General features: G+C 71.0%; 22 protein-coding genes. 9 read left to right on the top strand and 13 right to left on the bottom strand.

Annotated features, from left to right (window positions below):
* Positions 1 to 16 precede the first annotated feature (16 nt).
* The 9 genes from AB0G20_RS29930 to AB0G20_RS29890 form a co-directional block, all read right to left on the bottom strand.
* Entirely contained in the window at positions 17 to 733 is a 717-nt protein-coding gene (locus AB0G20_RS29930) for an ABC transporter ATP-binding protein (protein WP_306924131.1), read from the bottom strand.
* Positions 730 to 1,593, bottom strand: a complete 864-nt coding sequence (locus AB0G20_RS29925; RefSeq protein ID WP_361307701.1) for an ABC transporter ATP-binding protein — start codon at positions 1,591 to 1,593, stop codon at positions 730 to 732. The genes AB0G20_RS29930 and AB0G20_RS29925 overlap by 4 nt, the downstream gene beginning before the upstream one ends.
* Positions 1,594 to 1,598: 5 nt before the next feature.
* Positions 1,599 to 3,413, bottom strand: coding sequence for a branched-chain amino acid ABC transporter permease (locus AB0G20_RS29920; protein ID WP_361307699.1), 1,815 nt, complete (start codon positions 3,411 to 3,413; stop codon positions 1,599 to 1,601).
* A 4-nt stretch (positions 3,414 to 3,417) separates the two neighbouring features.
* The gene (locus AB0G20_RS29915) at positions 3,418 to 4,347 is read right to left on the bottom strand and encodes a branched-chain amino acid ABC transporter permease (RefSeq protein WP_094052589.1); all 930 of its coding nucleotides are present in this window, start codon (positions 4,345 to 4,347) and stop codon (positions 3,418 to 3,420) included.
* 138 nt (positions 4,348 to 4,485) lie between these two features.
* A complete protein-coding gene (locus AB0G20_RS29910; protein ID WP_031107138.1) occupies positions 4,486 to 5,715 on the bottom strand; it encodes a branched-chain amino acid ABC transporter substrate-binding protein in 1,230 nt (409 codons plus the stop codon).
* Positions 5,716 to 5,836: 121 nt separating this feature from the next.
* On the bottom strand, positions 5,837 to 6,637 hold the full coding sequence (locus AB0G20_RS29905) for a hypothetical protein (protein ID WP_361307697.1): 801 nt from the start codon (positions 6,635 to 6,637) through the stop codon (positions 5,837 to 5,839).
* A gap of 103 nt (positions 6,638 to 6,740) precedes the next feature.
* Positions 6,741 to 7,613 carry a trypsin-like serine protease gene (locus tag AB0G20_RS29900; protein WP_361307695.1) on the bottom strand — a complete coding sequence of 291 codons (873 nt, stop codon included), beginning with the start codon at positions 7,611 to 7,613 and terminating at the stop codon, positions 6,741 to 6,743.
* A 119-nt stretch (positions 7,614 to 7,732) separates the two neighbouring features.
* Positions 7,733 to 8,221, bottom strand: coding sequence for a hotdog fold thioesterase (locus tag AB0G20_RS29895; RefSeq protein ID WP_361307693.1), 489 nt, complete (start codon positions 8,219 to 8,221; stop codon positions 7,733 to 7,735).
* 56 nt (positions 8,222 to 8,277) lie between these two features.
* Positions 8,278 to 10,557, bottom strand: a complete 2,280-nt coding sequence (locus AB0G20_RS29890) for an FdhF/YdeP family oxidoreductase (RefSeq protein ID WP_361307691.1) — start codon at positions 10,555 to 10,557, stop codon at positions 8,278 to 8,280.
* Positions 10,558 to 10,747: 190 nt separating this feature from the next.
* Here AB0G20_RS29890 and polA point away from each other — a divergent pair, with 190 nt between their 5' ends.
* Positions 10,748 to 13,474, top strand: a complete 2,727-nt coding sequence (gene polA, locus AB0G20_RS29885) for a DNA polymerase I (RefSeq protein WP_361307689.1) — start codon at positions 10,748 to 10,750, stop codon at positions 13,472 to 13,474.
* Positions 13,475 to 13,998: 524 nt separating this feature from the next.
* The gene (locus AB0G20_RS29880; RefSeq protein WP_361307687.1) at positions 13,999 to 14,691 is read left to right on the top strand and encodes a hypothetical protein; all 693 of its coding nucleotides are present in this window, start codon (positions 13,999 to 14,001) and stop codon (positions 14,689 to 14,691) included.
* On the opposite strand, the gene AB0G20_RS29875 is transcribed toward AB0G20_RS29880, so the two are convergent.
* Positions 14,609 to 15,466 (bottom strand): DUF4184 family protein, encoded by an 858-nt coding sequence (locus AB0G20_RS29875; RefSeq protein ID WP_361307685.1) that lies wholly within the window; start codon positions 15,464 to 15,466, stop codon positions 14,609 to 14,611. The two genes, AB0G20_RS29880 and AB0G20_RS29875, sit on opposite strands and share 83 nt — an antisense overlap.
* Positions 15,467 to 15,807: 341 nt before the next feature.
* Here AB0G20_RS29875 and AB0G20_RS29870 point away from each other — a divergent pair, with 341 nt between their 5' ends.
* The 3 genes from AB0G20_RS29870 to AB0G20_RS29860 all read left to right on the top strand — a co-directional run bounded on the left by AB0G20_RS29870 (position 15,808) and on the right by AB0G20_RS29860 (position 18,845).
* Positions 15,808 to 17,544 (top strand): lytic transglycosylase domain-containing protein, encoded by a 1,737-nt coding sequence (locus AB0G20_RS29870; protein ID WP_361307683.1) that lies wholly within the window; start codon positions 15,808 to 15,810, stop codon positions 17,542 to 17,544.
* Between the two features lie 148 nt (positions 17,545 to 17,692).
* Positions 17,693 to 17,827, top strand: a complete 135-nt coding sequence (locus AB0G20_RS29865; protein ID WP_361307681.1) for an SPW_0924 family protein — start codon at positions 17,693 to 17,695, stop codon at positions 17,825 to 17,827.
* 25 nt (positions 17,828 to 17,852) lie between these two features.
* The gene (locus AB0G20_RS29860) at positions 17,853 to 18,845 is read left to right on the top strand and encodes a DUF3068 domain-containing protein (protein WP_361307679.1); all 993 of its coding nucleotides are present in this window, start codon (positions 17,853 to 17,855) and stop codon (positions 18,843 to 18,845) included.
* Here AB0G20_RS29860 and hrpB read toward each other — a convergent pair.
* Positions 18,835 to 21,375 carry an ATP-dependent helicase HrpB gene (gene hrpB / locus AB0G20_RS29855; RefSeq protein ID WP_361307677.1) on the bottom strand — a complete coding sequence of 847 codons (2,541 nt, stop codon included), beginning with the start codon at positions 21,373 to 21,375 and terminating at the stop codon, positions 18,835 to 18,837. The two genes, AB0G20_RS29860 and hrpB, sit on opposite strands and share 11 nt — an antisense overlap.
* A 4-nt stretch (positions 21,376 to 21,379) precedes the next feature.
* On the bottom strand, positions 21,380 to 22,240 hold the full coding sequence (locus AB0G20_RS29850; RefSeq protein ID WP_361307675.1) for a class I SAM-dependent methyltransferase: 861 nt from the start codon (positions 22,238 to 22,240) through the stop codon (positions 21,380 to 21,382).
* Between the two features lie 316 nt (positions 22,241 to 22,556).
* On the opposite strand from AB0G20_RS29850, the gene rpsA reads away from it, so the two are divergent.
* The 4 genes from rpsA (at position 22,557) to AB0G20_RS29830 (ending at position 26,331) form a co-directional block, all read left to right on the top strand.
* Positions 22,557 to 24,056 carry a 30S ribosomal protein S1 gene (gene rpsA, locus AB0G20_RS29845; RefSeq protein ID WP_030852955.1) on the top strand — a complete coding sequence of 500 codons (1,500 nt, stop codon included), beginning with the start codon at positions 22,557 to 22,559 and terminating at the stop codon, positions 24,054 to 24,056.
* A 231-nt stretch (positions 24,057 to 24,287) separates the two neighbouring features.
* The gene (locus AB0G20_RS29840) at positions 24,288 to 25,226 is read left to right on the top strand and encodes a PAC2 family protein (RefSeq protein ID WP_361307673.1); all 939 of its coding nucleotides are present in this window, start codon (positions 24,288 to 24,290) and stop codon (positions 25,224 to 25,226) included.
* Positions 25,227 to 25,279: 53 nt separating this feature from the next.
* Entirely contained in the window at positions 25,280 to 25,900 is a 621-nt protein-coding gene (gene coaE, locus AB0G20_RS29835; protein WP_361307671.1) for a dephospho-CoA kinase, read from the top strand.
* A gap of 50 nt (positions 25,901 to 25,950) precedes the next feature.
* Positions 25,951 to 26,331: a tetratricopeptide repeat protein gene (locus AB0G20_RS29830; protein WP_283969766.1), complete on the top strand. Its 381-nt coding sequence runs from the start codon at positions 25,951 to 25,953 to the stop codon at positions 26,329 to 26,331.
* Between the two features lie 19 nt (positions 26,332 to 26,350).
* On the opposite strand, the gene AB0G20_RS29825 is transcribed toward AB0G20_RS29830, so the two are convergent.
* Entirely contained in the window at positions 26,351 to 26,614 is a 264-nt protein-coding gene (locus AB0G20_RS29825) for a DUF6343 family protein (protein WP_361307669.1), read from the bottom strand.
* Positions 26,615 to 26,677: the final 63 nt, after the last annotated feature.

The following is a 26,677-nucleotide window of genomic DNA, read 5'->3' as shown; positions in this document are numbered from 1 at the left end:
CGTACTGGGTGGGACCTCAGTCCTCGCCCAGGTACGCCTTGCGCACCGACTCGTCGTGCAGCAGGTCCTGTCCCGTGCCGGAGAGGACGACGTTGCCGACCTCCATGACGTGGCCCTGGTCCGCGAGGGACAGTGCGGCCTGGGCGTTCTGCTCGACGAGGAGGATCGTCGTGCCCTGGGACTTCAGCTCCGAGATGGTCGCCATGATCTTCTGCATCATGATCGGGGAAAGGCCCATGGAGGGCTCGTCGAGCATGAGGAGCTTGGGCTGCGACATGAGGGCGCGGCCCATGGCGAGCATCTGCTGTTCGCCGCCGGAGAGGGTTCCTGCGGCCTGCTTGCGGCGTTCCCCGAGGATGGGGAAGAGGTCGTAGGCGCGCTGGATGTCCTTCTCGATGCCTTCCTTGTCCTTGCGGAGGAACGCTCCGAGCTGGAGGTTCTCGGCGATGGTGAGGCGGGGGAAGATGTGCCGGCCTTCGGGGGAGTGGGCGAGGCCGAGGGCGACGATCTTGTGGGCGGGGACGCCGCTCAGCGGCTTGCCGTCGAAGAGGATCTTCCCGGAGGTGGGCTTGAGCAGACCCGACAGCGTGCGCAGGGTGGTCGTCTTGCCCGCGCCGTTGGTGCCGATCAGGGTGACGACCTGGCCGGCTTCGACGCTGAAGGAGATGCCCTTGACGGCTTCGATCTTGCCGTAGGAGACCCGGAGGTCCTCGACTTCGAGGAGTGCGGTCACTTGGCTTCTCCCTTGGTGCTGCTGGTGGTGCTGGGCGCTTCCGCGGCGGCTTCGGCGGCCTCGACCTCGGCGGCTTCGGCCTCGCCGGGGTCTCCCTCGAAGGGTTCTCCCAGGTAGGCGGCGACGACGCGTTCGTCGGCCTGGACGACCTCGGCGGTTCCTTCGACGAGCTTCTCGCCCTGGACGAGGACGGCGACGCGGTCGGAGAGGTTGAAGACGAAGCGCATGTCGTGCTCGATGAGCAGGACGGCGATGCCCTTGTCGCGGATGGCGAAGACGAGTTCCTCGGTGGCCCGCGTCTCCTGCGGGTTCATGCCGGCGGTGGGCTCGTCGAGCAGGAGCAGGCCGGGCTCGGAGGCCATGGCGCGGGCGATCTCCAGCTTGCGCTGCTCGCCGTAGGGGAGGTTGCGGGCGAGGTGGTCGCGCTTGTGGGCGAGGCCGATGAACTCGAGGAGTTCCATGGCGCGTTCCTCGCTGTCGCGTTCGGCCTTCTTGAAGCCGGGGCCGCGCAGGAGGGCGGACCAGAGGCCTTCCTTGGTGCGGGTGTGGCGGCCGACGAGCACGTTCTCCAGGACCGTCATGTTGGCGAACAGGCGGATGTTCTGGAAGGTGCGGGCGATGCCGGCCTGGGTGACCAGGTGGGGCTTGGGCGGGAGGACGGTGCCCTTGTAGGAGACGGTGCCCTCGGTGGGGACGTACAGGCCGGTCAGGCAGTTGAAGAAGGTGGTCTTGCCGGCGCCGTTGGGGCCGATGAGGCCGACGATCTCGCCGGCGTTGACCGTGAAGTCGACGGAGCGTACGGCGGTGAGGCCGCCGAAGCGCATCGTGACGTCGCGTGCTTCGAGTACAGGTGTGGTCATGTTTCTTACGCCCCCGCCTTGGTGACGGCCGGTTCGTCGGTCAGCGTGGTCTGTTTCGGTACGTCGAGTTGGCCGGTCTCGTGGAATTCGAGCTGGCGCCGGCGGTTGGCGATGATGCCTTCGGGGCGGAAGCGCATCAGGAGGATGAGCGCGATGCCGAAGGCGAGGAGCGACTTCTCCTGGAGGAAGACGAGCTTCTCGGGGAGCAGGTAGAGCAGGGCCGCGCCGAGGAGCGGGCCGGCCACGGTGCCCATGCCGCCGAGGACGACCGCGGCCAGGAGGAACGCGGAGTTGGGCGGGGTGGAGCCGGCGAACTGGTACGGCGTGGGGACGACGCTGTAGGTGACGTGGGCGCTGACGGTGCCGGCGAGGCCGGCGAGGGAGGCGCCGAGGGCGAAGGCGACGAGCTTGACGCGGAAGCCGTTGATGCCCATGGCGGTGGCGGCGGTCTCGTCCTCGCGGATGGCGATCCAGGAGCGGCCGATGCGGGAGTCCGCGGCGCGCGTGTAGACCAGGACCACGATGGCCATGATGAGGACCATCAGCAGGTAGTAGTTGGCGAAGCGGCCGAGGGTGAATCCGCCGATGTCGTGGGCCTGGCCGAAGTTGAAGCCGAAGAAGTTCAGGTCGGGGATGTTGGCGATGCCGTTCGGGCCGTTGGTGACGTCGGGTCCGGAGTCGCCGTCCATGTTGTTGACGGCGATGCGGAAGATCTCTCCGAAGCCGAGGGTGACGATGGCGAGGTAGTCGCCGCGCAGTCGCAGGGTCGGGGCGCCGATGAGGACGCCGAAGATGAGGGACGCGGCGGCGCCGGCCAGGGCGGAGGCCCAGAAGGGCAGGTGGACGCCGGAGATGGTGGAGAACTCGGAGCCGGAGACGAGGGCGGCGGTGTAGGCGCCGACGCCGAGGAAGGCGACGTATCCGAGGTCGAGGAGTCCGGCGAGGCCGACGACGATGTTGAGGCCGAGGGCGACGGTCCCGAAGATCAGGATGTTGACGCCGATGTTGGCGTAGTGGTCGTCGGTCTGGGTGAAGGGGAAGGCGATGGCCGCGGCGAAGCCCATGGCGAGGGTGAAGCTGCGGTTGGCGGCGACGAGCGCGGAGAAGCGGTCCATGAGGCCGGCGGTGTGCACTGCCCACATCGCGAAGGTGACGACGAAGAGGTAGCCGATGAAGAGTTCGCCGTACTCGGTGTCGATGCCGTAGGTGAAGACGCCGAGGCCGATGATGGTGACCACGGTGATGATGGCGCGCTGGATCCAGGGCGCGATGGCCTGGGCGGCGGGGATGCGGTCGGGCTTGGCGATGTAGGCCTTGATGGCTTCCTTGGTGCCGTCGGTGCCGGTGCGCTCCTGGGGGAGGGCGAAGGCGCCGAGGACGGGCAGCAGGGAGGCGATGGCCGCGATCCAGCCACCGGGTTCGAGGTTGACGACGCCGCCGAGGTTGGCGCTGATGGCGATGACGGTGAACCAGGTGACGGTGAAGCCGCCGAGTGCGGTGAGCACGAGGGGTGCGTTGTTGCGGGCGGGCAGGAGCCAGCCGAGGCCGCGGACGCCGTAAGAGGCGAGCGCGAACAGGGCGGTGAGGACGCCGGCGGTGAAGGTCAGCCACTGCAGGCCACCGGGGTAGCCGTAGTAGGTGAGGTCGCCGGGGAATTCGGCGGTCCAGGTCCAGGCGAGGAACGCGGAGGCGGCGGTGGCGATGCCGCCGGCGAGCAGCAGGGCGCGGGCGGCCGCTGCGGGCAGCGGGATGAGTCCGCGCAGTGCGGGCGGCGGGGTGGGGACGGCGTCCGGCACTGGGGTCTTGGTCGTCTCGGTCATGTCATCACGCCCTGTCCGCGACGCGCTCGCCGAGCAGGCCCTGTGGCCTGAAGAGGAGCACGAGGATGAGGAGGCAGAAGGCCCAGACGTTGGCCCAGCTCTGACCGCCGAGCTGCTGCATGCCGGGGATCTCGTCGATGTAGGCGGAGGCGAGGGTCTCGGCGATGCCGAGGACGACGCCGCCGAGCATGGCGCCGTAGATGTTGCCGATGCCGCCGAGGACGGCCGCGGTGAACGCCTTGAGGCCCATGAGGAAGCCCATGCGGTAGTCGACGTTGCCGTACTTGAGTCCGTAGGCGACGGCCGCGACGGCGGCGAAGAAGCCGCCGATGGCGAAGGCGATGACGATGATGCGGTTGGTGTCGATGCCCATCAGCTGCGCGGTGTCGGGGTCCTGCGCGGTGGCCTGCATGGCGCGGCCGGTGCGGCTGCGGCGCACGAAGAAGGCGAGGGCGGCCATGCAGATGATGGCGGCCAGGATGAGGAAGATGTCGGCGTCCTTGATGGTGACGGAGCCGATCTCGTGGGTGGCGTCGAGACCCGGGAAGGCGCGGGCGCGGTCGGCGCCGGGGTAGAAGTTGCGCACGACCTCCTGGAGGGCCAGGGACAGGCCGATGGCCGTGATGAGCGGTGCCAGGCGTGGTGCTCCGCGCAGTGGTCGGTAGGCGAACCGTTCCGCTCCGACGGCTATGAGGATGGCCACGAGGGCTCCGCCGAGGAGCATGAGGGGTACGGCGAGGGCCATCGAGGTGCCGTCGGGCAGGATGTAGAAGTAGACCGTGAGGGCGCCGAACGCCCCGGTCATGAAGATCTCGCCGTGCGCGAAGTTGATGAGCTGGACGATGCCGTACACCATCGTGTAGCCGATGGCGATCAGCCCGTACATCGAGCCGAGAAGCAGCCCGTTGGCCAGCTGCTGCGGCAGGGTGTTCACCGCATGGCCTCCATGTCGCTGGTGGTCGTGTGCACTGGATGTGTGCGTGGTCGTGTGCTGTGTGGGGGTGTGGAAACGGGCCGCGCGGTCGGGGTCCCCTTCCGCGCGGCCCGTGGTGAGGCGTTGTGGCGGGCCGGACTACTTCAGGTCGGCGGTGCCGGTCTCCACGTCCTTCCAGGCACCCTTCTCGACCTGGTAGACCGTCAGCTGCTTGTTGGTGGTGTCGCCGTACTGGTCGAAGGAGATCTTGCCGGTGAGGCCTTCGAAGTCGGACTTCTGGACACCGTCGACGACCTTGGAGCGCAGGTCGTTGATGTCGGTCGGAACCTTGCCGCCGTTGGCGTCGGCCGCGGCCTTGACGGCCTTGATGATGGCGGTGGTGGCGTCGTAGGCGTAGGCGCCGTACGCGCCGTAGTCGCCCTTGTAACCCTTGTCCTTGTACGTCTGGATGAACGTCTTGGCCGCGGGCAGGGTGTCGGCGGGGACACCGATGGCGGTGGCGAGGTCACCCTCGGAGGACTTGCCGGCGGCCTCGATGTAGGTGGAGGCGAACATGCCGTCGCCGCCGAACAGCGGGATCTTGACGCCGGCGTCCTTGAGCTGCTTGGTGATCAGCGCGGACTCGTCGTACTGGCCGCCGTAGTAGAGCAGGTCGGCACCGGAGTTCTTGATCTTGGTGACGAGGGAGCCGAAGTCCTTGTCGCCGGTGTTGACGTGGTCGGTGCCGACGACCTTGCCGCCGAGCTTCTTGTACTGCTCGTTGAAGATCTTCGCGAGGCCGGCGCCGTAGGTCTGCTTGTCGTCGACGACGAAGGCCTTCTTCTTCTTGAGGCCGTTGTACGCGTAGCCGGCGGCGAAGCTGCCCTGCAGCTCGTCCGTGGTGGCGGTACGGAAGTAGGTCTTGAACGGGCGCTTCTTGTCCGTCTGCCAGTTCTTGCCCTGGGTGAGCTCGGGGGCGGTGTTCGCGGGGGAGATCTGGACCATGTTGGCCGAGGCGAAGACCTGCTGCATCGTCTGGGCGACGCCGGAGTTCAGCGGGCCGACGGCGCCGACGGCGGTCTTGTCGCCGACGATGCTGGTGGCGTTGGACTGGCCGGTGGCGGGCTGCGCCTTGTCGTCCAGGGCCTTGAGCTTGAACTTCACGCCCGGGACCCAGTTGTTCTTGTTGGCGTCGTCGATGGCGATCTGGGCGCCGTACTGGATGCCGAGGCCGGTGGTGGAGTTCTCACCGGAGAGGGGGGCGTCCACGCCGATGGTCAGCGTGGTGCCGCTCCCGTTGTCTCCGCCCTTGTCACCGCTGTCGTCTCGGGAGCCGCAGGCGGTGAGAGTCAGAGCTCCGGTCGTGAGAACGGAGGTAAGAATCACCAAGGAACGCTGTCGCACAATCAGTCCTTTCACAGGCAGGCCCCGCCCTGGTCGGGGGGTGAGTGCCGCGCTGGTACCGAACTCCCGATGGAGGCGGTGACTGGCCGTGACTCTAAGCCCGGTTTCAGGGCAGGGTCAGCGGCGCGGGCTCGCTTGTGACTTTCTTGTTATGACGGGGTGGATGCCTGGTCTCGGCGGAGGACCCTCTCGACGGGTTTGGTGGATTATCGTCGAGGTCCGCATTCTGAGAACCCGCACTTCCGGTTGGCCATGGCTGAGATCGTGCCGTACTCGGGCCGCAGGCGGCCCGGAAGAGATCGGAAAGGTCCCGGGCGTAGGCGCGGCCGAAGATGAAACTGTGGCGTTGTATTGCGCGCGCGTTACGGAGCGTTACGCCGAGAAAAGGATGGTCGACGTCCAGGGGGAGTGCCGGGCAATCGGAAACGGCGATTTCCACGGTGACGCCGCGGGGTATGCCGGCCGGCACGGTGAAGGCCGGGCCGGGGACGGCGCGGGCGGTGAGTCCGGCGTAGGAGGTGCCGGTGACTCTCAGGGTGACGGCGGGGCCGCGGTCGACGGTCACGGCGAACCGGAACCGGCCTGTTTTCCCAGGGGAGTTGAGGGGTTCGGCGAGGCCGAGGCAGTGCCAGGCGGTGACGTTGGCGGGCCAGGGTGTGGGGGCGGGCGTCGGCTCGTGCGGCCGGGGGTGCCGGTCGGGGGTGAGGGCCCGGGGAAGTGCCACGGCCGAGGCCGCCGCGAGGGCGATCGCGACAGCCGCGACGACCGCCCTTCTTCGCCCGGGTGAAAGCCTGCTCCGGCGGTCGGCGAGGCGGTCGGACGGGCGTGGTGCGTCGCTGCCTATGACGTCCCGACTCTGTTCGTGCTCAGTCGAGTTGACCGGTTCGACGGGCCCGGTGCCGCTCATGGCCGCAGCCTCATGGGGCAACGGTAGGGGAGGGGGCCGGGGCGGGGAAGGCGGACGGTGCCCCGCCGCTTCGCGGGGTGCGCGATGCGGCGGGGCGGTCGGGTTACGGCAGCTTCACGAACGGCGAGAGGAAGGCGCGGGCGCCGGGGGTGTCCAGGCGGTAGGTCACGTTGGTCGCGTAGCAGGGGGTGTCGCCGGTGATGGTGGTGGCGGCGAGGATGCTCCGGCCGCCGATCACGGCGAAGTTGGGGCCGCCCGAGTCGCCGTAGCAGGCCCCTCCGTTGCCCTGCGGCGCGGTCATCGCGAGCCGGGCCCAGGAGTCGTTGAGGGCGTTGAAGGTGACGGGTGCCTTCATCCGGACACCGCCTCCGGGGTGGGTCTGGCCGCCGGGCCCGTTGACGGCCTCCTGGGTGCCGTATCCGGCGACGAGCCAGTCGGTGGCGCTCAGGCCCTGCGGGCCGAGTCTGCCGAGCTGGTTGGCGGTGGGCAGGGTGGCCGGAGTGAAGCTCCAGCGGGCCTTCACCTCGGCGGCGGGCAGCTGGATCACCGCGATGTCGTGGGTGTCGGAGGCGGGCCCCGGGTAGCCGGGGTGGGTGTGGGCGGTGCCCCGGACGGCGACGGCGGCGGCCTGCGCGGCCGGGTCGCCCGGGTACGCCTTCGCCGCCGCGTCGAGCCCGGACTGCACGTCCTGGTCGAGGGAGACGTAGAACCGCACGTTGTCGGGCCAGTCCGAGGTGCAGTGCGCGGCGGTCAGGAAGGTGTCCGCGTCGATCATGGTGCCGGAGCAGACCCAGTCGGCCCGGTCGGGGGTCGCGGGGTCGCCGTCGTCGTCCCAGGTGGCCACGAGCGCGCCGACCTCGGTGCGCTCGGGGGCGGGCGCGGCGTTGTAGGAGTTGATGGCGGAGGACGGCAGCGCGGTGGCGAGCACGGTGGCACAGGCCGCGGCGGTGACGGCGAAGGCGCGTACGGAGGTCAAGAGAAACCCTTCTGCGGGTGGGGCGGGTCTTCTCCTGTGGGGGTGGAGCGCCAGTGAACTGCCCGCGGGGCGGTCGCGACAAGAGCGCGCCCGCCCCTCCAGGGTTTTCCCTACGTCGGTCAGCTCGCGGCGCGGATGAGTTCCTCGTCGCCCGGCTTCACGTCGCGCAGGAGGCAGGTCAGCCGGGCCGTGCACACCCTTTTGTCGTTTTCGTCCGAGATGACGATTTCGTACGTGGCGGTCGACCGGCCCCGGTGCACGGGCGTGGCCACACCGGTGACCAGCCCGGAGCGCGCCCCGCGGTGGTGGGTGCAGTTCAGGTCGACGCCCACGGCGATCTTGGAGCTGCCGCCGTGCAGCATCGACCCGATCGAGCCGAGCGTCTCGGCCAGTACCGCGGAGGCCCCGCCGTGCAGCAGTCCGTAGGGCTGGGTGTTGCCCTCCACCGGCATCGTCCCGACGACCCGGTCCGCCGACGCCTCGGAGATCTGGACGCCCATCCGGTTCCCGAGGTGGCCCGCGGAGAACAGGGCCAGGAGGTCCACGCCGAGCGCGGCGTATTCGTCGATGACCTCTTGCGGGAACTTCACATGCTGCTGCTCACCCATCGAGCCCGGCTCCGTTCGTCCTCGTCACTCGGCTGCCTGTGTCACTGAGCGAACGCTCAGTCGGCAGCAGATTGTTCCAGACGCACCACGACGGACTTGCTGGCCGGGGTGTTGCTGGTGTCCGCGGTGGCGTCCAGCGGCACCAGCACGTTGGTCTCCGGGTAGTACGCGGCGGCGCAGCCCCGGGCCGTCGGGTAGTGCACGACGCGGAAACCGGGTGCCCGGCGCTCCACGCCGTCCCTCCACTCGCTGACCAGGTCGACGTACGCACCGTCGGTCAGCTTCAGGGCCCGCGCGTCCTCGGGGTTGACCAGCACCACCCGGCGGCCGTTCCTGATGCCCCGGTAACGGTCGTCGAGGCCGTAGATCGTGGTGTTGTACTGGTCGTGCGAGCGCAGCGTCTGCAGCAGCAGACGGCCCTCGGGCAATTCCGGGTACTCCACGGGCGCGGCGGTGAAGTTGGCCTTGCCGGTGGCCGTGGGGAAGCGGCGCTCGTCACGGGGGGCGTGGGGGAGCGCGAAGCCGCCGGGACGGGCCACGCGCGCGTTGAAGTCCTCGAAGCCCGGGATCACCCGCGCGATACGGTCCCGGATCGTCGCGTAGTCCTTCTCGAACTCCTCCCACGGTGTGCGGCTGTCCTCACCGAGCACGCGGCGGGCCAGACGGCTGACGATGGCCGGTTCCGACAGCAGGTGCGAACTCGCGGGCTCCAGCCGGCCCCGGGAGGCGTGCACCATGCCCATCGAGTCCTCGACCGTCACGAACTGCTCGCCGCCGCCCTGGAGATCGCGCTCGGTACGGCCGAGCGTCGGGAGGATCAGGGCACGCGCGCCCGTGACCACGTGCGAGCGGTTCAGCTTCGTCGACACGTGCACGGTCAGCCGGGCCCGGCGCATGGCCGCCTCGGTGACGTCCGTGTCGGGGGACGCCGAGACGAAGTTGCCGCCCATGGCGAAGAAGACCTTCGCCTCGCCGTCGCGCAGGGCGCGGATGGCACGCACGACGTCGTAGCCGTGCTCGCGCGGGGGCGCGAAGCCGAACTCCCTCTCCAGGGCGTCCAGGAACGCCGGGGCGGGCCGCTCGAAGATGCCCATCGTGCGGTCGCCCTGCACGTTCGAATGCCCGCGCACCGGGCACACGCCCGCGCCCGGGCGGCCGATGTTGCCGCGCAGGAGGAGGAAGTTGACGACTTCCCTGATCGTGGGGACGGAGTGCTTGTGCTGGGTGAGGCCCATCGCCCAGCACACGATGGTGCGTTCGGAGGACAGGACCATGCGGAGGGCCTTCTCGATGTCCTCCTGGCTCAGGCCGGTCGCCCTGAGCGTCTCGTCCCAGTCGGCGGCGCGGGCGGCCTCGGCGAACTCCTCGTAGCCGTGCGTGTGCTCCCGCACGAACGCCTCGTCGACCGCGCCGTCCGTGTCCAGGATCAGCTTGTTCAGGAGGCGGAACAGCGCTTGGTCGCCGCCGATGCGGATCTGGAGGAACAGGTCGGTGAGCGCGGCGCCCTTGACCATGCCCTGCGGCGTCTGCGGGTTCTTGAAGCGCTCCAGGCCCGCCTCGGGCAGCGGGTTGACGCTGATGACCCGCGCGCCGTTGGCCTTGGCCTTCTCCAGCGCGGACAGCATCCGCGGGTGGTTCGTCCCCGGGTTCTGCCCGGCGACGATGATCAGGTCGGCCTTGTAGAGGTCCTCCAGCAGGACGCTGCCCTTGCCGATGCCGATCGTCTCCGACAGGGCCGAACCGGACGACTCGTGACACATGTTCGAGCAGTCGGGGAGGTTGTTCGTGCCGAACTCGCGGGCGAACAGCTGGTAGAGGAACGCCGCCTCGTTGCTGGTGCGGCCGGAGGTGTAGAAGACGGCCTCGTCCGGGGAGGTGAGTGCGGCGATCTCCTCGCCGATGATGTCGAAGGCACGCTCCCAGGTGACCGGCTCGTAGTGCGAGCCCCCCTCGGGGAGGTACATGGGGTGGGTGAGCCGGCCCTGCTGCCCCAGCCAGTAGCCACTGCGGCCGGCCAGGTCGGCGACCGGGTGCGCGGCGAAGAACTCGGGCGTGACCCGGCGCAGGGTGGCCTCCTCGGCCACGGCCTTCGCGCCGTTCTCACAGAACTCCGCCTTGTGCCGGTGCTCCGGCTCGGGCCAGGCGCAGCCCGGGCAGTCGAAGCCGTCCTTCTGGTTCACACTCAGCAGCGTCAGCGCGGTGCGCTTCACACCCATCTGCTGCTGGGCGATCCGCAGCGTGTGCCCGATCGCCGGGAGCCCCGCGGCTGCGTGCTTCGGCCCGGCGACCTGCGGCGCGTCTTGAACCGGATCGCTCTTGGGCGGCTTCGACGCCATCGCACACTCCCCTTCGACTGCGCTGTGAGGTACGTCTCCGATCCTCGCACGCGCTGGTGACAGCGGGCAGGGGCGGGCCGGGGAGGCCGCTACGGCACGGGGGTGCGCGGTGTCCCGGCCCGGGTGGGCCCCGCCCCGGCGTCCGCGGGGCCGGGGCCGGCTGTCAGTGGGGCGTGGCAGGATCGGGGGCGTGGCAGAGACAGCATCGAAGACGACCGACAAGACCTCCGGCGGCAGCCGGCCGCGACTGATGCTCATGGACGGGCACTCGCTGGCCTACCGCGCGTTCTTCGCGCTGCCCGCGGAGAACTTCACCACCGCGACGGGCCAGCCGACGAACGCGATCTACGGCTTCGCGTCGATGCTGGCCAACACGCTGCGCGACGAGGCGCCCACGCACTTCGCGGTCGCCTTCGACGTCTCCCGCAAGACCTGGCGGTCCCAGGAGTTCACGGAGTACAAGGCGAACCGCTCCAAGACCCCCGACGAGTTCAAGGGCCAGGTCGAGCTGATCGGCGAGCTCCTCGACGCGATGGGCGCCGTCCGCTTCGCGGTGGACGGGTTCGAGGCGGACGACGTCATCGCCACCCTCGCCACCCAGGCCGAGGCCGAGGGCTTCGAGGTGCTGATCGTCACCGGCGACCGGGACTCCTTCCAGCTGGTCAGCGAGCACACGACCGTGCTGTACCCGACCAAGGGCGTCTCCGAGCTGACCCGCTTCACCCCGGAGAAGGTATTCGAGAAGTACGGGTTGACGCCCGCGCAGTACCCCGACTTCGCGGCCCTGCGCGGCGACCCCTCCGACAACCTCCCCGGCATCCCCGGCGTCGGCGAGAAGACCGCCGCGAAGTGGATCAACCAGTTCGGCTCCTTCGCCGAGCTCGTCGAGCGCGTCGAGGAAGTCAAGGGCAAGGCCGGCCAGAACCTCCGCGACCACCTGGAGTCGGTCAAGCTCAACCGCCGGCTCACCGAGCTGGAGCGCCGCGTCGAGCTCCCCAAGGGCGTCACCGAGCTGGAGCGCGCGGCCTACGACCGCAAGGCCGTCGCGATGATCCTGGACACCCTGGAGATCCGTAACCCGTCGCTGCGCGAGCGGCTCTTCGCCGTCGACCCGGGCGCCGAGGAGGCCGAGACCACCCCGGTCAGCTCCGAGGGCGTGGAGCTGGACGGCACGGTGCTCGGCACCGGCGAGCTGTCCGCATGGCTCACCGAGCACGGTACCCAGCCCCTCGGCATCGCCACGGTCGGCACCTGGGCGCTCGGCACCGGCTCGGTCGCCGAGGTCGCCCTCGCCGCGCCCGAGGGCCCCGCCGCCTGGTTCGACCCCTCCGAGCTCGACGAGGCCGACGAGCGGGCCTTCGCGGCCTGGCTCGCCGACGCCGGGCGGCCCAAGATCCTCCACAACGCCAAGGGCGCCATGCGCGTCTTCGCCGAGCACGGCTGGAGCGTCGAGGGCGTGCGCATGGACACCGCGCTCGCCGCCTACCTGGTCAAGCCCGGCCGCCGCTCCTTCGACCTGGACGCGCTGTCCCTGGAGTACCTGCACCGCGAGCTGACCCCGGCCGCCGCGGCCGACGGGCAGCTCGCCTTCGGCGCGGACGACGGCGCCGAGGCCGAGGCCCTGATGATCCAGGCCCGGGCCGTCCTCGACCTGGGCGAGGCCTTCGAGAGCCGCCTGGCGGACGTCGGCGCCGCCGACCTGCTGCGCGACATGGAGCTGCCCACGTCCGCGCTGCTCGCCCGCATGGAGCGGCACGGCATCGCCGCCGACCGGCCCCACCTGGAGGCCATGGAGCAGATGTTCGCCGGCGCCGTCCAGCAGGCGGTCAAGGAAGCCCACGCGGCGGCCGGGCACGAGTTCAACCTGGGCTCGCCCAAGCAGCTCCAGGAGGTCCTCTTCGGCGAGCTGGCCCTGCCCAAGACCAAGCGGACCAAGACCGGCTACACCACGGACGCCGACGCCCTCGCCTGGCTCGCCACGCAGACGGACAACGAGCTCCCGGTGATCATGCTCCGCCACCGCGAGCAGGCCAAGCTCCGCGTGACCGTCGAGGGCCTGATCAAGACGATCGCCGCGGACGGCCGCATCCACACCACCTTCAACCAGACGGTCGCCGCCACCGGCCGCCTCTCCTCGACCGACCCGAACCTGCAGAACATCCCGGTCCGCACCGACGAGGGCCGCGCCATCCGCCGCGGTTTCGTCGTCGGTGAGGGCTTCGAGTCGCTGATGACGGCCGACTACAGCCAGATCGAGCTGCGCGTGATGGCCCACCTCTCCGAGGACGAGGGCCTGATCGAGGCGTTCACCTCGGGCGAGGACCTGCACACCACGGCCGCCTCCCAGGTCTTCGCGGTCGAGCCGACCGCGGTCGACGCCGAGATGCGCCGCAAGATCAAGGCCATGTCGTACGGCCTGGCCTACGGCCTCTCGGCCTTCGGTCTCTCCCAGCAGCTGAACATCGAGGCGGCGGAGGCCCGCGCCCTGATGGACGCGTACTTCGAGCGGTTCGGCGGCGTACGGGACTATCTGCGGCGGGCGGTCGACGAGGCCCGGGCGACGGGCTACACGGCGACGCTCTTCGGGCGCCGCCGCTACCTCCCCGACCTCAACAGCGACAACCGCCAGCGCCGCGAGGCCGCCGAGCGGATGGCCCTCAACGCGCCCATCCAGGGCACCGCGGCCGACATCGTCAAGATCGCCATGCTCAAGGTCGACGACGCCCTGAAGGACGCCGGCCTCGCCTCCCGCATGCTCCTCCAGGTCCACGACGAAATCGTGCTGGAGATCGCCCCCGGGGAGCGGGCCGCCGCCGAGGAACTGGTCCGCCGGGAGATGGCGAACGCCGTCCACCTCCGCGTCCCGCTGGGCGTCTCCGTGGGCGCGGGCCCGGACTGGGAGTCGGCAGCACACTAGGCCGCTGCGCGGGCCCGACCCGGGGTATGGCCCGACGGGCGTGGTGGGATCGGGCCGGGCGGGGAGTTACCCACGGCAGCCCGGCTCCCGCCTCCGCCGGGGTACTGGGGTCCGGCCAGGCCGCGGCGCCGGGGGTTCCGTCTCGGTCAGGGCGACGGGGTCCCGTCTCGGCCGGGCGCCGGGGTTCCGCCTCGGCCGACGTACGGAGGTGCAGTCTCGGCCGGTGGCAGGGGCTTCGGCCCGGTGTGAGGTCCGACGGCGCGAGGTGGGGCCGAGTGGGTGGGGAGTAGCCACGCAGTCGGGGTGCCGCCCCGGGGCGGAGGCGTAGGGAGCACCCGGCGGGGGCGAGACCCGGCGGGCGTGCTGGGATCGCTGCCGGGCGGGGAGTACGCACGGCAGCCCGGGGCCCGCCTCGGCCGAGGAGAAAGGGCGGCCCCCGGCCACCCACCCGCCCCCCCAGACCCGTCACTCGCGTGGCCCCCGAGAATGCGCCCCCGCCTCCGACGGTCGCAAAGATGCGGGGCATGGGTATACGCACGTTCCTCAGCCGCACGGCACAGGGCGGGGCACTGCCGCCGGTCCCGGCGTTCGAGGCCGCCGCGAGTACGGTTCGCGTCCCCGTCACCTTCAGCACGGCCCTGCGCCACGCGACGGCGGACCTCCGGCAGCACCTGTCCCCCCGCGGACGGCGGCCCACCAGCTCCGCCGGCCCTGGCAACCCGACCGCCGCCACGGCACTCCCCGGCGCCGGTGACCCGGCCACCGCTCCTGCACTCGCCGATACCGAGGCCCTGTCCGCCCTCATCGGTCTCACCGGCACCGATGCTTTGTCCGTCCTGGCCGGTCTCGCCGGCACCGACGCCCTGTCCGCGCTCACCGGCCTCGCAGACACCGACGCCCTGTCCGCCCTCACCGGCGCCGGCACCCTGCCCACCGGTACCGATCCGCCCGCCGTCACCGGCCACGTACCCACCGAGTCCCGGCCCTCCGGCACCCCCGAAACCCGGGGCAGATCCTCCCGCCCCTGGGCTCGACTGGCCCGCGACTACCTGACCCTCGTCCTCACCCTGCTCCCACGCCCCCGCCCCGCGCACACGACCATCACCGTGTACATCACGACGAGCGACAGTGCCCTCAGCGAGCGGCCGGGCGGCTCGGCTCCGTCTCGGTGGCAGGGGCAGGACCGGCAGGGACCGGAACCGGACGCCGCACCCTGACCCCCACGGCGTAGAGCAGCAGCGCAGGGACGAGCCCCGCGCCCGCGCCGAAGCACACCGTCGGGATGATCTCCCACGGCTTCGCGGCCGAGCCCCAGTACGCCCACCACCGCGACGCCCGCTGCACCGCCCCCAACAGCGCGAAGCCGCAGATGACGGCAGCGGCCGCCCACCGGTCCCGCACCGCCAGCACGGGGACGCCCACCGGCTCGCGCACGGGCATCCGCCGCAATGCGCGCGCCACGAACACGACGATCACGACCGCGGCCACGGCCGAACCCCCGTACTGCAGGTACCAGTACAGCGGTGAGCCCGCCAGCTCCCGGCCCAGCACCGGAAACAGCCGCATCCCCCACCGGTCGAGGTGCGTGAACGCGTCCCACACCACATGGGTCGACGCACCGAGCACCGCAGACACGTACCACCGCGCCACCAGCGACGGCCGCACCCGCGCACGTGGCGCACCGCACCGCAGCAGGGCCGCGACCCGCCCCTGCCGGGTCCGCGGCAGCAACGCGACGAGCGGCTCACGCACCAGCAGCCACAACCCCACCAGCGCCCAGGCGATGAGCACATCGACCGTGAGCACACCCGGGAAGGCGTGCGTGACGTCACCGAACTCCATCGCCCCGGACAGCACACTCGCCGCGTAGTAGGTCATGTCGGGCGCGAAGGAACCCGCCACCATCACGGCGGGCACCAGCGGGCCCCGGCCGGTGCCGTCGGTGCGGACGGCGGGCAGTACGGCTGCCGCATGGCTCAGCGTGAACGGCAACTCGGCTCCTCGCGACGGTCGTTGCACCAGGCAGGGATGCCCGGCGGTCAGTGGCCCAGTATGCGGGATCCCGCCATCCCGACGACGTCACGAGCGCACATGACCAACTGGTGAAAAACGGTCACGAACGGGTGCCCGAGCAAAGGAAGTTGTCGTAGGGTCGCCAGAGTCGCCGCGCGGGGAGCGCGTCGATCACGTGAACGCGGTAAAGAGCAGAGCACGCAAGAGAACAGAGTTGTGGCCGTCGGAGGGCAACCCCTCGGGCGGTTGGATCGTCACAACAGGGCGAACACTGCAGACGTAGACCGGGCGCTCGGGCGTCCACGGGAGGGGTTCACTCTATGGCGGCGCAATTCGGCAGGAGGCTGCGCAAGGGGGCGGCGACCACCGCCGTGGCCGCGCTAGCGGTCGCGGCCCTGTCCGCCTCCCAGGCTCCGGGCGTGAACGACCACGGCAGACAGACCGCTGCCGACGCCACCCCCTCACCCGAAGCGAGTGCTTCCGACGGCAGCGCCACCGGCAACTCGCCGTACTACACGGACCTGCCCCCGCTCAAGAGCCCGAACCCGTCCCCCTCCACGGGCCCCGGCCCGGGCGGCACGGGCACGACGGAAGCCGGCATCCCCGCGACCGTCCTCGACGCCTACAAGAAGGCCGAGACCGCGCTGCGCGAGTCCAAGCCCGGCTGCAACCTGCCCTGGCAACTCCTCGCGGCCATCGGCCGGGTGGAGTCGGGACAGGCCCGCGGCGGCCGCGTCGACGCCGACGGCACCACCCTCAAGCCGATCCTGGGCCCGCAGCTCGACGGCAACGGCTTCGCCCTCATCAAGGACACCGACGACGGCGCGTACGACGGCAACAGCTCGTACGACCAGGCCGTCGGCCCCATGCAGTTCATCCCCTCCACCTGGGCCTGGGCCGGCCGCGACGGCAACGACGACGGCAAGAAGGACCCCAACAACATCTACGACGCCGCGCTCGCCGCCGGGCACTACCTGTGCCGCAACAACTGGGACCTGTCCGACCAGGGCGACCTCGACCGGGCGATCCTCAGCTACAACAACTCGCGGGACTACCTGAACCTCGTCATGAGGTGGCTGGAGTACTACCGCAAGGGCACGCACGAGGTCCCGGACGGCACCGGCACGCTGCCCGACAACCGCAGCGACCGGGGCGCGGGCGCGAGCCCGACGCCCACCACGCCGGGCAGGACCCTCCCGGGCACCTCGACGCCCAAGCCCGGCCCCAAGCCCGAGAAGCCCGAGAAGCCCGGTGGTGGCGGTACGGCCCCGAAGCCGCCCACCACACCGCCCGGTACCCCGGCCCCGCCGCCCGCGACGCCCCCCACTCCCACCGACACGGTGGACCGTCTGGAGGACGCCGGAACCGCGAAGCTGACCGCCATGGCCGGCGACACGTTCAGCCGGCGCATCAGCACCCGCGCCGAGACGGAGGCCGGCAAGGCCGTGGCCAAGGTCAGGGTCCGCTTCACGGTCATCGGCGACACGGACACCACCTTCACCGGCGGCGAGAGCGTGGCCACGGTCGCCACCAACAGCTCCGGCGTGGCCGTGGCGCCCGCCCTGGTGGCAGGGGAGAAGACCGGGGTCGTCACCGTCCGCGCCACCGTGGTGGGCCGGGCCGTCCCGGGCCTCGACTACAAGGCCACCGTTACCGAGCGCGCCGCCGACGCCCTCGCCCGCACCGGTGACGCCGCGCTGACCTGCGCCCCGGGTGGCGAGTTCGCGAACCAGGTCGAGGTCAAGGCCACCTACCAAGGCGCCGTCGCCGACGGTGTCGCGGCCACCGCCACGCTGATCAAGTCGGCGGACGACCCGACCGCCAACGACAAGGGCCCCTACTTCAAGGGCGCCGACGGTAAGACCGTCCGTACCCTGACGGGCCTGAAGACGGACGCGAAGGGCCTGCTCAAGCTGCCCAAGCTGTACGCGGACGACACGACCGGTACCTTCCTGCTCCGCATCACCACGGCGGGCGGAGCGACGCTCACCGTAGAACTGACCGTGGCGGCGGCCGAGACGTCCTCGCCGAGCCCGTCGGCCAGTCCGAGCGCGTAGCTCTCCGGTACGACGCACGACGCCCCTCTTACAAGAGGGGCGTCGTTGTGTGTGCAACGTGTTCTCATCTCCGCCGCGCGTTGCTACGGTGCCGAGAAAGCTGACGGTGTATCAGTTCTACCCGTCACGACCCGTGGGGAGGCTCCGTATGCGTGCTCTCATCGCCGCCGCCACCGGTCTCGCCGTCGCGTTCGCCGTGGTCCTGACGCTGACCGCCCTCGCGTCCCCCTCGGGCGAAACGTCCCCGAAGCCGCTCCTGACGACGGTGCCCGCACACCCCTGACCGCCCGCCCGGGAGGGAGGCCGAGATGCGCCGCAAGGCCGGCCTGGTCCTGCTCGCCCTCGCCGTGTTCTTCGCGGCCCTGTCCCCGCTGCTGCGCTGGTACGCCTTCCCGCGCCTCGCCAAGATCCCCGCGAACCAGTACCAGGACATGGTCCTGGAGGCGAAGGACGCCACCCTCCTCGACTACGGCACGATGCAGGCGAAGAAGGTCTCCAAGGTCACCATCGTCCAGACGCTCAAGGGCAACGTGGAGGCCTCCGAGCGGATCGAGGAGTCGGCCGGCCGGGACGTCGTCGTCTGGGACGGCCTGTCCTACGTCGTCGGCCCCGACGGCAAGATGGTCTCCAAGATCCCCGAGCGCTACATCTTCGACGCCCACACCCAGGAACCCGTCCACGCCACCGGCGAAATGGTCGACGGCGACCCGGTGCGCCGCCAGGGCATCGAGTTCAAATGGCCCTTCCTGACGGAGAAACGGGACTACGAGTACTTCGACGCCCAGGCCCGCATCACCGCGCCCATCACCTACAAGGGCACCCAGGACTTCCGCGGCCTCGAGGTCTACTACTTCGAGCAGACCATCCCCTGGACCAAGGTGAAGATCCCGAAGACCCTTCCCGTGGAGGGCCTCACCCCCGAGACGGTGGCACAGACCGGCACGACCCGCTGGTACACCACGGTCCGCAAGTTCTGGGTTGAACCCCTCACCGGCGCCCCCGTGTACGGAGAAGAGATCCACAAGGAGGAACTGCGCGGCGGCACCCTCCTCGGCGACCGCGACAAGGTGACCGCGTTCGCCGGTCACGTGAAGATGCGCGAGGACTACCTCACGCACACGGTCGACCTGGTGAAGTCCCAGCGTCTGCTCATCCTGTTGATGACGTCCTATTTGCCGTGGGGCTTCCTGACCCTCGGTGTCCTCCTGCTGGCCCTGGCGCTGTACCTGGAGGCCCGCAGCCGCCGCCCCTCGGGCCCGGCCAACACGGCGGCCGAGGAACCGTCGTCGGTCAGCGCCTGAGCCGCGCGTTGGTGTGCCGGGTCGGCTCGGCACCCGCCGGGTCCTCGGGCCACGGATGCTTCGGATACCGCCCCCGCAGCTCCGCCCGTACGCCCTTGTAGCCGTCCAGCCAGAACGAGGCGAGATCGGCGGTGACGGCGGCCGGCCGCCCGGCCGGGGACAGCAGATGCACGAGCAGCGGCACCCCGGCGACCCGGGGTGACTCCTGGAGTCCGAACATCTCCTGCAGTTTCACCGCCAGCACGGGCTGCTCGGGCCGGGAGTAGTCGATCCGGATCCTCGACCCGCTCGGCACGGTCATCCGCTCCGGGGCCAGCTCGTCGAGCCGCCCCGCCTCTCCGGAGGCCCAGGGCAGCAGCCGGGCGAGCCCCTCCCCGGCATCGATCCGCGCCAGATCGGCCCGCCGCCGCGCCCGGCCGAGCTCCGGCTCCAGCCACTCCTCCACGCGCGCGTGCAGCGCGTCATCGGACACGTCCGGCCAGGGCTCACCGAGGTGCAGCCGCAGGAAAGCGAGCCGCTGCCGCAGGGCAACGGCCTCCGCCGACCACCGCAGCAGCCCGAACCCCTCACCCCGCAGCCCGTCGAGCAACGCAGCGCGCACGAGGCCGGGATCGGCGTCCTTCAGCGCCCGCACCGCCAACTCCACGGCCCCCAGCCGCTCCACCCGCCGCGCCACGACATCCCCGTCGTCCCAGCCGACCTCGTCCCGCTCCTCCAGCAGCGCCCCCGCCGCGAGCCGGGCCGTCTCCTCGTCGACGACAGCCCCGAGCTGCACGCGCGCGTGCCCCTTGCCGACGGGCCGGTCGGCCATGGCGACAGCGATCCAGGGAGCACCGGCCAGCCGGCTCCCCGCGCCGCTCTCGGCCCGGGTCCCGGAAGCCATGAGGTACGACCCACCGTCACGCCTTGCCACCCGCTCGGGAAAGGCGAGAGCGGCGACGAGCCCGACCTGCTGCTCCTCGGAGAGGCTCTCCAAGCCCTCGGCCGCTGCCCCGGGAGGGCCGTTCCGGGTGGATCGACGGGGCGTTCCGGGGGAGACGGCCCGCAGCCGCCGCACCTCGCTCCGCCACCGCGACGCATAGGCGTCACCCCCACGCCGAGCGCGTCGCAACGCGCCCGCCAGATCGTCTCCGTACTCCCGCGGAGCCTCCTCACTGAGCAGCGCGACGACCTCAGCGGCCCGCTCCACCCCGACCGAGCCGGACCCGTCCAGCAACGCCCGCCCCAGCCGGGGATGCAGACCCATCCGGGACAGAGCGACTCCCCGCTCAGTGGCCCGCCCCGCGGCGTCCACCGCCCCCACCGCCGCCAGGACATCCCGCGCCGCCGCCATGGCGCCGCTCGGCGGCCCGTCCAGCAGCGCGAGCCCGGACGCGTCCGGATCCCCCCAGCACGCCACCTGCAGCGCGAACGCCGTCAGGTCGGCCACCCTGATCTCCGGCGACGGATACCGCGGCAGACGCGCGTCCTCGGCCTCCGCCCAGCACCGGTACACCGCCCCCGGCGCCTCACGCCCGGCCCGCCCCGCCCGCTGGCGCCCGGCCGCCTGCGACGCCCGTACGGTCGTCAGCGCGCTCAACCCGCGCGCGTGGTCCACCCGCGGCTCGCGCGCCAGCCCCGAATCCACGACCACGCGCACCCCGGGCACCGTCAGCGAAGACTCCGCGACGGACGTGGCCAGTACGACCCGCCGACGCTCCCCGGGCACCAGCACCGCGTCCTGCACGGCCGCCGGCGCCCGCCCGTGCACCTGAAGCACCTCGACGTCACCGAGCCCCCCGAGCTGCCCGGCGACCCGGGCGATCTCGCCCACGCCCGGCAGGAAACACAGCACGTCCCCGTCCCGCTCGGCCAGGGCCCGCCGCACCACGGACGCCACATGGGTCAGCAGCGCCGGGTCGACCCGCATCCCGTGCGGCGGCCGGACCGGACGCACCGGCGGCGCCCACACGGCCTCCACCGGATACGCCGTCCCCCGCGCCTCGACCACCGGCGCCCCGCCCAGCAGCCGCGCCCACCCCTGCGCGTCGGTCGTCGCCGAGGCGGCCACCAGCCGCAGCTCCGGCCGCAGCGTCTGCCGTACGTCCCACAGGAACGCCGCCGCCGTGTCCGCGTCCAGGTGCCGCTCGTGGCATTCGTCGAGCACCACCACGTCGACACCGGCCAGCTCCTGGTCCCGCTGCAGCCGCTGCACCAGCACACCGGTCGTGACGACCTCCACGCGCGTGTGCCGCCCGACGACGCGTTCCCCGCGCACGGTGTAGCCGACGCTCTCGCCGGGCTTCTCACCCAGCAGCCATGCCATCCGCCGCGCCGCGGCCCGGGCCGCGATCCGCCGCGGCTCCGCCACGATCACCCGCCGCCCGGGCCCCGCCCCGAGCAGTCCCGCCAGCGCCAGCGGCACCAGGGTCGTCTTGCCGGTGCCGGGCGGCGCCACGAGGACGGCGGTGCCGTGCCCCTCCAGGGCTTCGTCCAGGGCGGGCAGGGCGCCGCGTACGGGCAGGGCTTCCAGGGCGTCGTAACGGATCACGCACTCAGTCTCGTACGCACACGAAGATCGCCGTCCCCGGGATCAGGTTCCCGCGCAGGGGCGACCAGCCGCCCCACTCGGAGGTGTTCCAGGCGGGCCACTCCGGCTCCACCAGGTCGACCAGACGGAAGCCCGACGCCACGACGTCCCGGACCCGGTCGCCGAGCGTGCGGTGGTGCTCGACGTAGACCGCCCGCCCCTCGTCGTCCTGCTCCACATAGGGGGTGCGGTCGAAGTACGAGCCCGACACCGACAGCCCCTCCGGCCCCGGCTCGTCCGGGAAGGCCCAGCGGATCGGGTGCGTCACCGAGAAGACGAGACGGCCCCCGGGCCGCAGCACCCGGCGCACCTCGCGCAGGACCTGGCGCGGGTCGGCGACGAAGGGCAGTGCCCCGTACGCCGAGCAGGCCAGGTCGAACGACGCGTCCGCGAAGGGGAGCGCACCGGCGTCGGCGCACACCAGGGGGAAGGAAGCGCCGATGCGCAGCGCGTGCTGCAGCTGCCGGTGGGAGATGTCCAGGGCGACCGGGCGCGCACCCTGGGCGGTCAGCCAGCGCGAGCACTGTGCGGCGCCGGCGCCGATCTCCAGGACGTCCCGGCCCTTCAGCTCCTCCGGCGGGCCGAGCAACTCGGCCTCCACCTCGTCCAGCCCCTCGGGACCCCAGACGAAGCGGTCGTCGCCGAGGAACGTGCCGTGGTCGATCTGGTACTCGTCCGCGTTGCGGTCCCACCAGCCACGATTGGCGCGGGAGCTCTCCGTGGCCCCGGCATCACGCCGGGTGGCCTCGGGTTCGGACGCTTCGGACTCTTGGATGATCGGCTCCCTCGTCGTACTCTTCCGTCCAGCCGGTCCCGGCGGTGTCACAAAGGGGGCGTCGTACGGCCTGCGTGGCCTCGAACGACACGACTTGTGCCGGGTATGCGGCGATCCGCCCCGCGTGGGCGGCTTCGCGCATTGACCCTGCCCGGCTGCCCCCGTATGCTACAAGTTGCGCTGCGGGCCTGCGCACCTCAGACGTAGCAGGTCGCGCTCGCATCTGTTGTATGTCCCCTCGGTTGTCGAGGCGCCACCAGTGGTTTTGTGTGGCGCTTCCTTGGCTGTCCGGCTTCTTCAGAGCGAAACGGGCTCCCGGCGTAAGCAGTACCTACGACTCACTGTCCGTACCGGAGCCCTTTCCCACATGACGAGCAGCACCGAGACCACCTCTACCACTCCGCAGGTAGCGGTCAACGACATCGGTAACGAGGAAGCCTTCCTCGCCGCGATCGACGAGACGATCAAGTACTTCAACGACGGCGACATCGTCGACGGCGTCATCGTGAAGGTCGACCGGGACGAGGTCCTGCTCGACATCGGTTACAAGACCGAAGGTGTCATCCCGAGCCGCGAGCTCTCGATCAAGCACGACGTCGACCCCAACGAGGTCGTCGCCGTCGGTGACGAGATCGAAGCCCTTGTTCTCCAGAAGGAGGACAAGGAAGGCCGCCTGATCCTCTCGAAGAAGCGCGCCCAGTACGAGCGCGCCTGGGGCACCATCGAGAAGATCAAGGAAGAGGACGGCATCGTCACCGGTACCGTCATCGAGGTCGTCAAGGGTGGTCTCATCCTCGACATCGGCCTCCGTGGCTTCCTGCCGGCTTCCCTCGTCGAGATGCGCCGTGTCCGCGACCTCCAGCCCTACGTGGGCAAGGAGCTCGAGGCCAAGATCATCGAGCTGGACAAGAACCGCAACAACGTGGTCCTGTCCCGCCGTGCCTGGCTGGAGCAGACCCAGTCCGAGGTCCGCCAGACGTTCCTCACGACCCTCCAGAAGGGTCAGGTCCGTTCCGGTGTCGTCTCCTCGATCGTCAACTTCGGTGCCTTCGTGGACCTGGGTGGCGTCGACGGCCTGGTGCACGTCTCGGAGCTCTCCTGGAAGCACATCGACCACCCCTCCGAGGTTGTCGAGGTCGGCCAGGAAGTCACCGTCGAGGTCCTCGACGTCGACATGGACCGCGAGCGTGTCTCCCTGTCGCTGAAGGCGACCCAGGAAGACCCGTGGCAGCAGTTCGCCCGCACCCACCAGATCGGCCAGGTCGTGCCCGGCAAGGTCACGAAGCTGGTTCCGTTCGGTGCGTTCGTCCGCGTGGACGAGGGCATCGAGGGTCTGGTCCACATCTCCGAGCTGGCCGAGCGCCACGTGGAGATCCCGGAGCAGGTCGTCCAGGTCAACGACGAGATCTTCGTCAAGGTCATCGACATCGACCTCGAGCGTCGTCGCATCAGCCTCTCGCTGAAGCAGGCCAACGAGTCCTTCGGTTCGGACCCGGCCTCGGTCGAGTTCGACCCGACGCTGTACGGCATGGCCGCGTCGTACGACGACCAGGGCAACTACATCTACCCCGAGGGCTTCGACCCCGAGACCAACGACTGGCTCGAGGGCTACGAGACCCAGCGCGAGGCGTGGGAGACCCAGTACGCCGAGGCGCAGCAGCGCTTCGAGCAGCACCAGGCGCAGGTCATCAAGTCCCGCGAGGCGGACGAGAAGGCCGCTGCCGAGGGTGGCGAGGCTGCCGCTCCGGCCGCGTCCGGTGGTGGCGGCGGTTCGTACTCCTCCGAGGGCCCGGACAACTCCGGTGCGCTGGCCTCGGACGAGGCGCTGGCCGCCCTGCGAGAGAAGCTGGCGGGTGGGCAGAGCTGACGCCCACTGAGCACTAGCTCTTCCTGACTGAGGGCCCGCACCTTTCGAGGTGCGGGCCCTCAGCGCTTGCCGGGCGATCGGTCGGCTGGCGGCCGGTGGGGGCTCGTGGCGCAGTTCCCCGCGCCCCTTGAAGGGCGTTGCCCGCTGCCAAGATCGAAGTTCTCCTCCGCCGGGGAATGCCCACGCCCGCAACGGCGTTGTGGAGTATGAACACGAGGAGGAGCGGTCACTGTGCTTGATCCGCAGGGTTTGTACGCCTGGGAGCCGAAGGGGCTGGCTGTCGTCGACATGGCGCTCGCCCAGGAGTCGGCCGGACTTGTCATGCTCTACCACTTCGACGGATACATCGACGCGGGCGAGACGGGCGACCAGATCGTCGACCGGGTGCTCGACTCGCTGCCCCACCAGGTGGTCGCCCGCTTCGACCACGACCGGCTCGTGGACTACCGCGCCCGTCGCCCGCTGCTGACGTTCAAGCGCGACCGCTGGAGCGACTACGAGGACCCCGCCCTCGAGGTGCGGCTCGTACAGGACGCCACCGGCGCGCCCTTCCTGCTGCTGTCCGGCCCCGAGCCGGACGTGGAGTGGGAGCGCTTCGCCGCCGCCGTGAAGCAGATCGTGGAGCGGCTCGGCGTCCGCCTCTCCGTGAACTTCCACGGCATCCCCATGGGCGTCCCGCACACCCGGCCCGTCGGCCTCACCCCGCACGGCAACCGCACCGACCTCGTCCCGGGTCATCCGAGCCCGTTCGAGGAGGCGCAGGTGCCCGGCAGCGCCGAGTCCCTCGTCGAGTACCGCCTGCTCCAGGCCGGGCACGACGTCCTGGGCGTCGCCGCCCACGTCCCGCACTACATCGCCCGCTCCCCGTACCCGGACGCGGCCCTGACGGTCCTGGAGGCCATCACGGCGGCGACCGGGCTGGTCCTGCCCGGCATCGCCCACGCCCTGCGCTCGGACGCCCACCGCACCCAGACGGAGATCGACCGGCAGATCCGCGAGGGCGACGAGGACCTCACCGCTCTCATCGACGGCCTGGAGCACCAGTACGACGCCGTCGCCGGCGCCGAGAGCCGGGGCAACATGCTCGCCGAGCCGGTGGACATCCCGTCGGCGGACGAGATCGGCCAGGAGTTCGAGAAGTTCCTGGCGGAACGAGAAGGCGACAACTGAACCGGTGCGGCCCGGGCGAGGGCCCTGTCAGTGGCAGGGCCTAAGCTGCGGGCATGCTGAAGGTGGGCCTGACCGGCGGCATCGGTGCCGGCAAGAGTGAGGTGTCACGGCTGCTCGTCGCGTGCGGGGCCGTGCTGATCGACGCGGACCGCATCGCGCGGGAGGTCGTCGCACCAGGGACGCCGGGGCTCGCCTCGGTCGTCGAGGCCTTCGGGGAGGAGATCCTCGCCGCCGACGGCAGCCTGGACCGGCCCCGCCTCGGCGCCATCGTCTTCGCCGACGCGGACAGACTCGCCACCCTCAACTCGATCGTGCACCCCCTGGTGGGCGCCCGCTCCCGCGAGCTGGAGGAGGCCGCCGCCGAGGACGCGGTCGTGATCCACGACGTCCCGCTCCTCACGGAGAACGGCCTCGCGCCGCTCTACGACCTCGTGATCGTCGTCGACGCGGCCCCCGAGACCCAGCTCGACCGGCTCGTACGCCTGCGCGGCATGACCGAGGAGGACGCCCGCGCGCGGATGGCCGCCCAGGCGACGCGCGAGCAGCGCCGGGAGATCGCGGACATCGTGATCGACAACGACGTCCCGCTGGCGGAGCTGGAGCAGCGCGTGAAGGACGTGTGGGCCGAGCTGGCGCGCAGGTCGCAGGCGTCCCGGCCGTCTCCCGCGGAATAGCGGCACCCCGTGGGGGCGTTGAACCCCTGCAGTGAGGGAAGGACTCTGCCGTGCCCGAGACCAGCGGTTCGACCGGACGTACCCCGGAGACGCATGTCATCGACTTCCGTGCCGCCGAGCAACTGCTGGCGGCACGGGACCCGCGGGGCGCGGTGAAGCTGCTCGACGGCGTCATCGCCACCCACCCGGAGAACACCGCGGCGCGGCTGCTGCGGGCGCGTGCCTTCTTCGCGGCGGCGCAGCTGAGGCCGGCGGAGCTCGAGTTCCAGATCGTCCTGGAGCGGGAGCCGGACAACGCGTTCGCGCACTTCGCGCTCGCCCGTACCTATGAGCGCCAGGGCCGCCCCGACCAGGCGAAGCGCCACTTCCGCCTGGCGGCCGCGCTCGACCCGAATCCGGAGTTCCTGAAAGCGGCGCGCTTCGACTCGTGAGCGGCCGCCCCGTCCTGCTTCAGGGGCGTTCGTCCGGCGGCTCGTAGGGTGGGATGTCGGGGCCCGGCTGGTAGTGCGGGCCCTGTCGGATGTGCCGGAGGACGACGGCCAGGTCGATCGTGACGATCAACAGCAGCACACCGCAGGCGATGGCCCACCCACTCCGCCCGGCGAGGGCGAACGCCACCGTCCCGAAGAGCGCCCAGGCCAGCCCCCACACGCTCAGCCAGAAGCGCGCCCGCAGGGCACTGCGCGCGGTCCGCGGTTCACTGCCTGTACGCATCCTTCGATCACCACTCCTGCTTGCAACGTACTCTTCGTGGCGAGGGTTCACCAAGGTCGACAG

It is taken from the genome of Streptomyces sp. NPDC024017 (assembly GCF_040638895.1).
GTDB lineage: Bacteria > Actinomycetota > Actinomycetes > Streptomycetales > Streptomycetaceae > Streptomyces.
The sequence above is the reverse complement of the archived record's forward strand: the minus strand, read 5'-3'. Positions and strand labels throughout refer to the sequence as shown.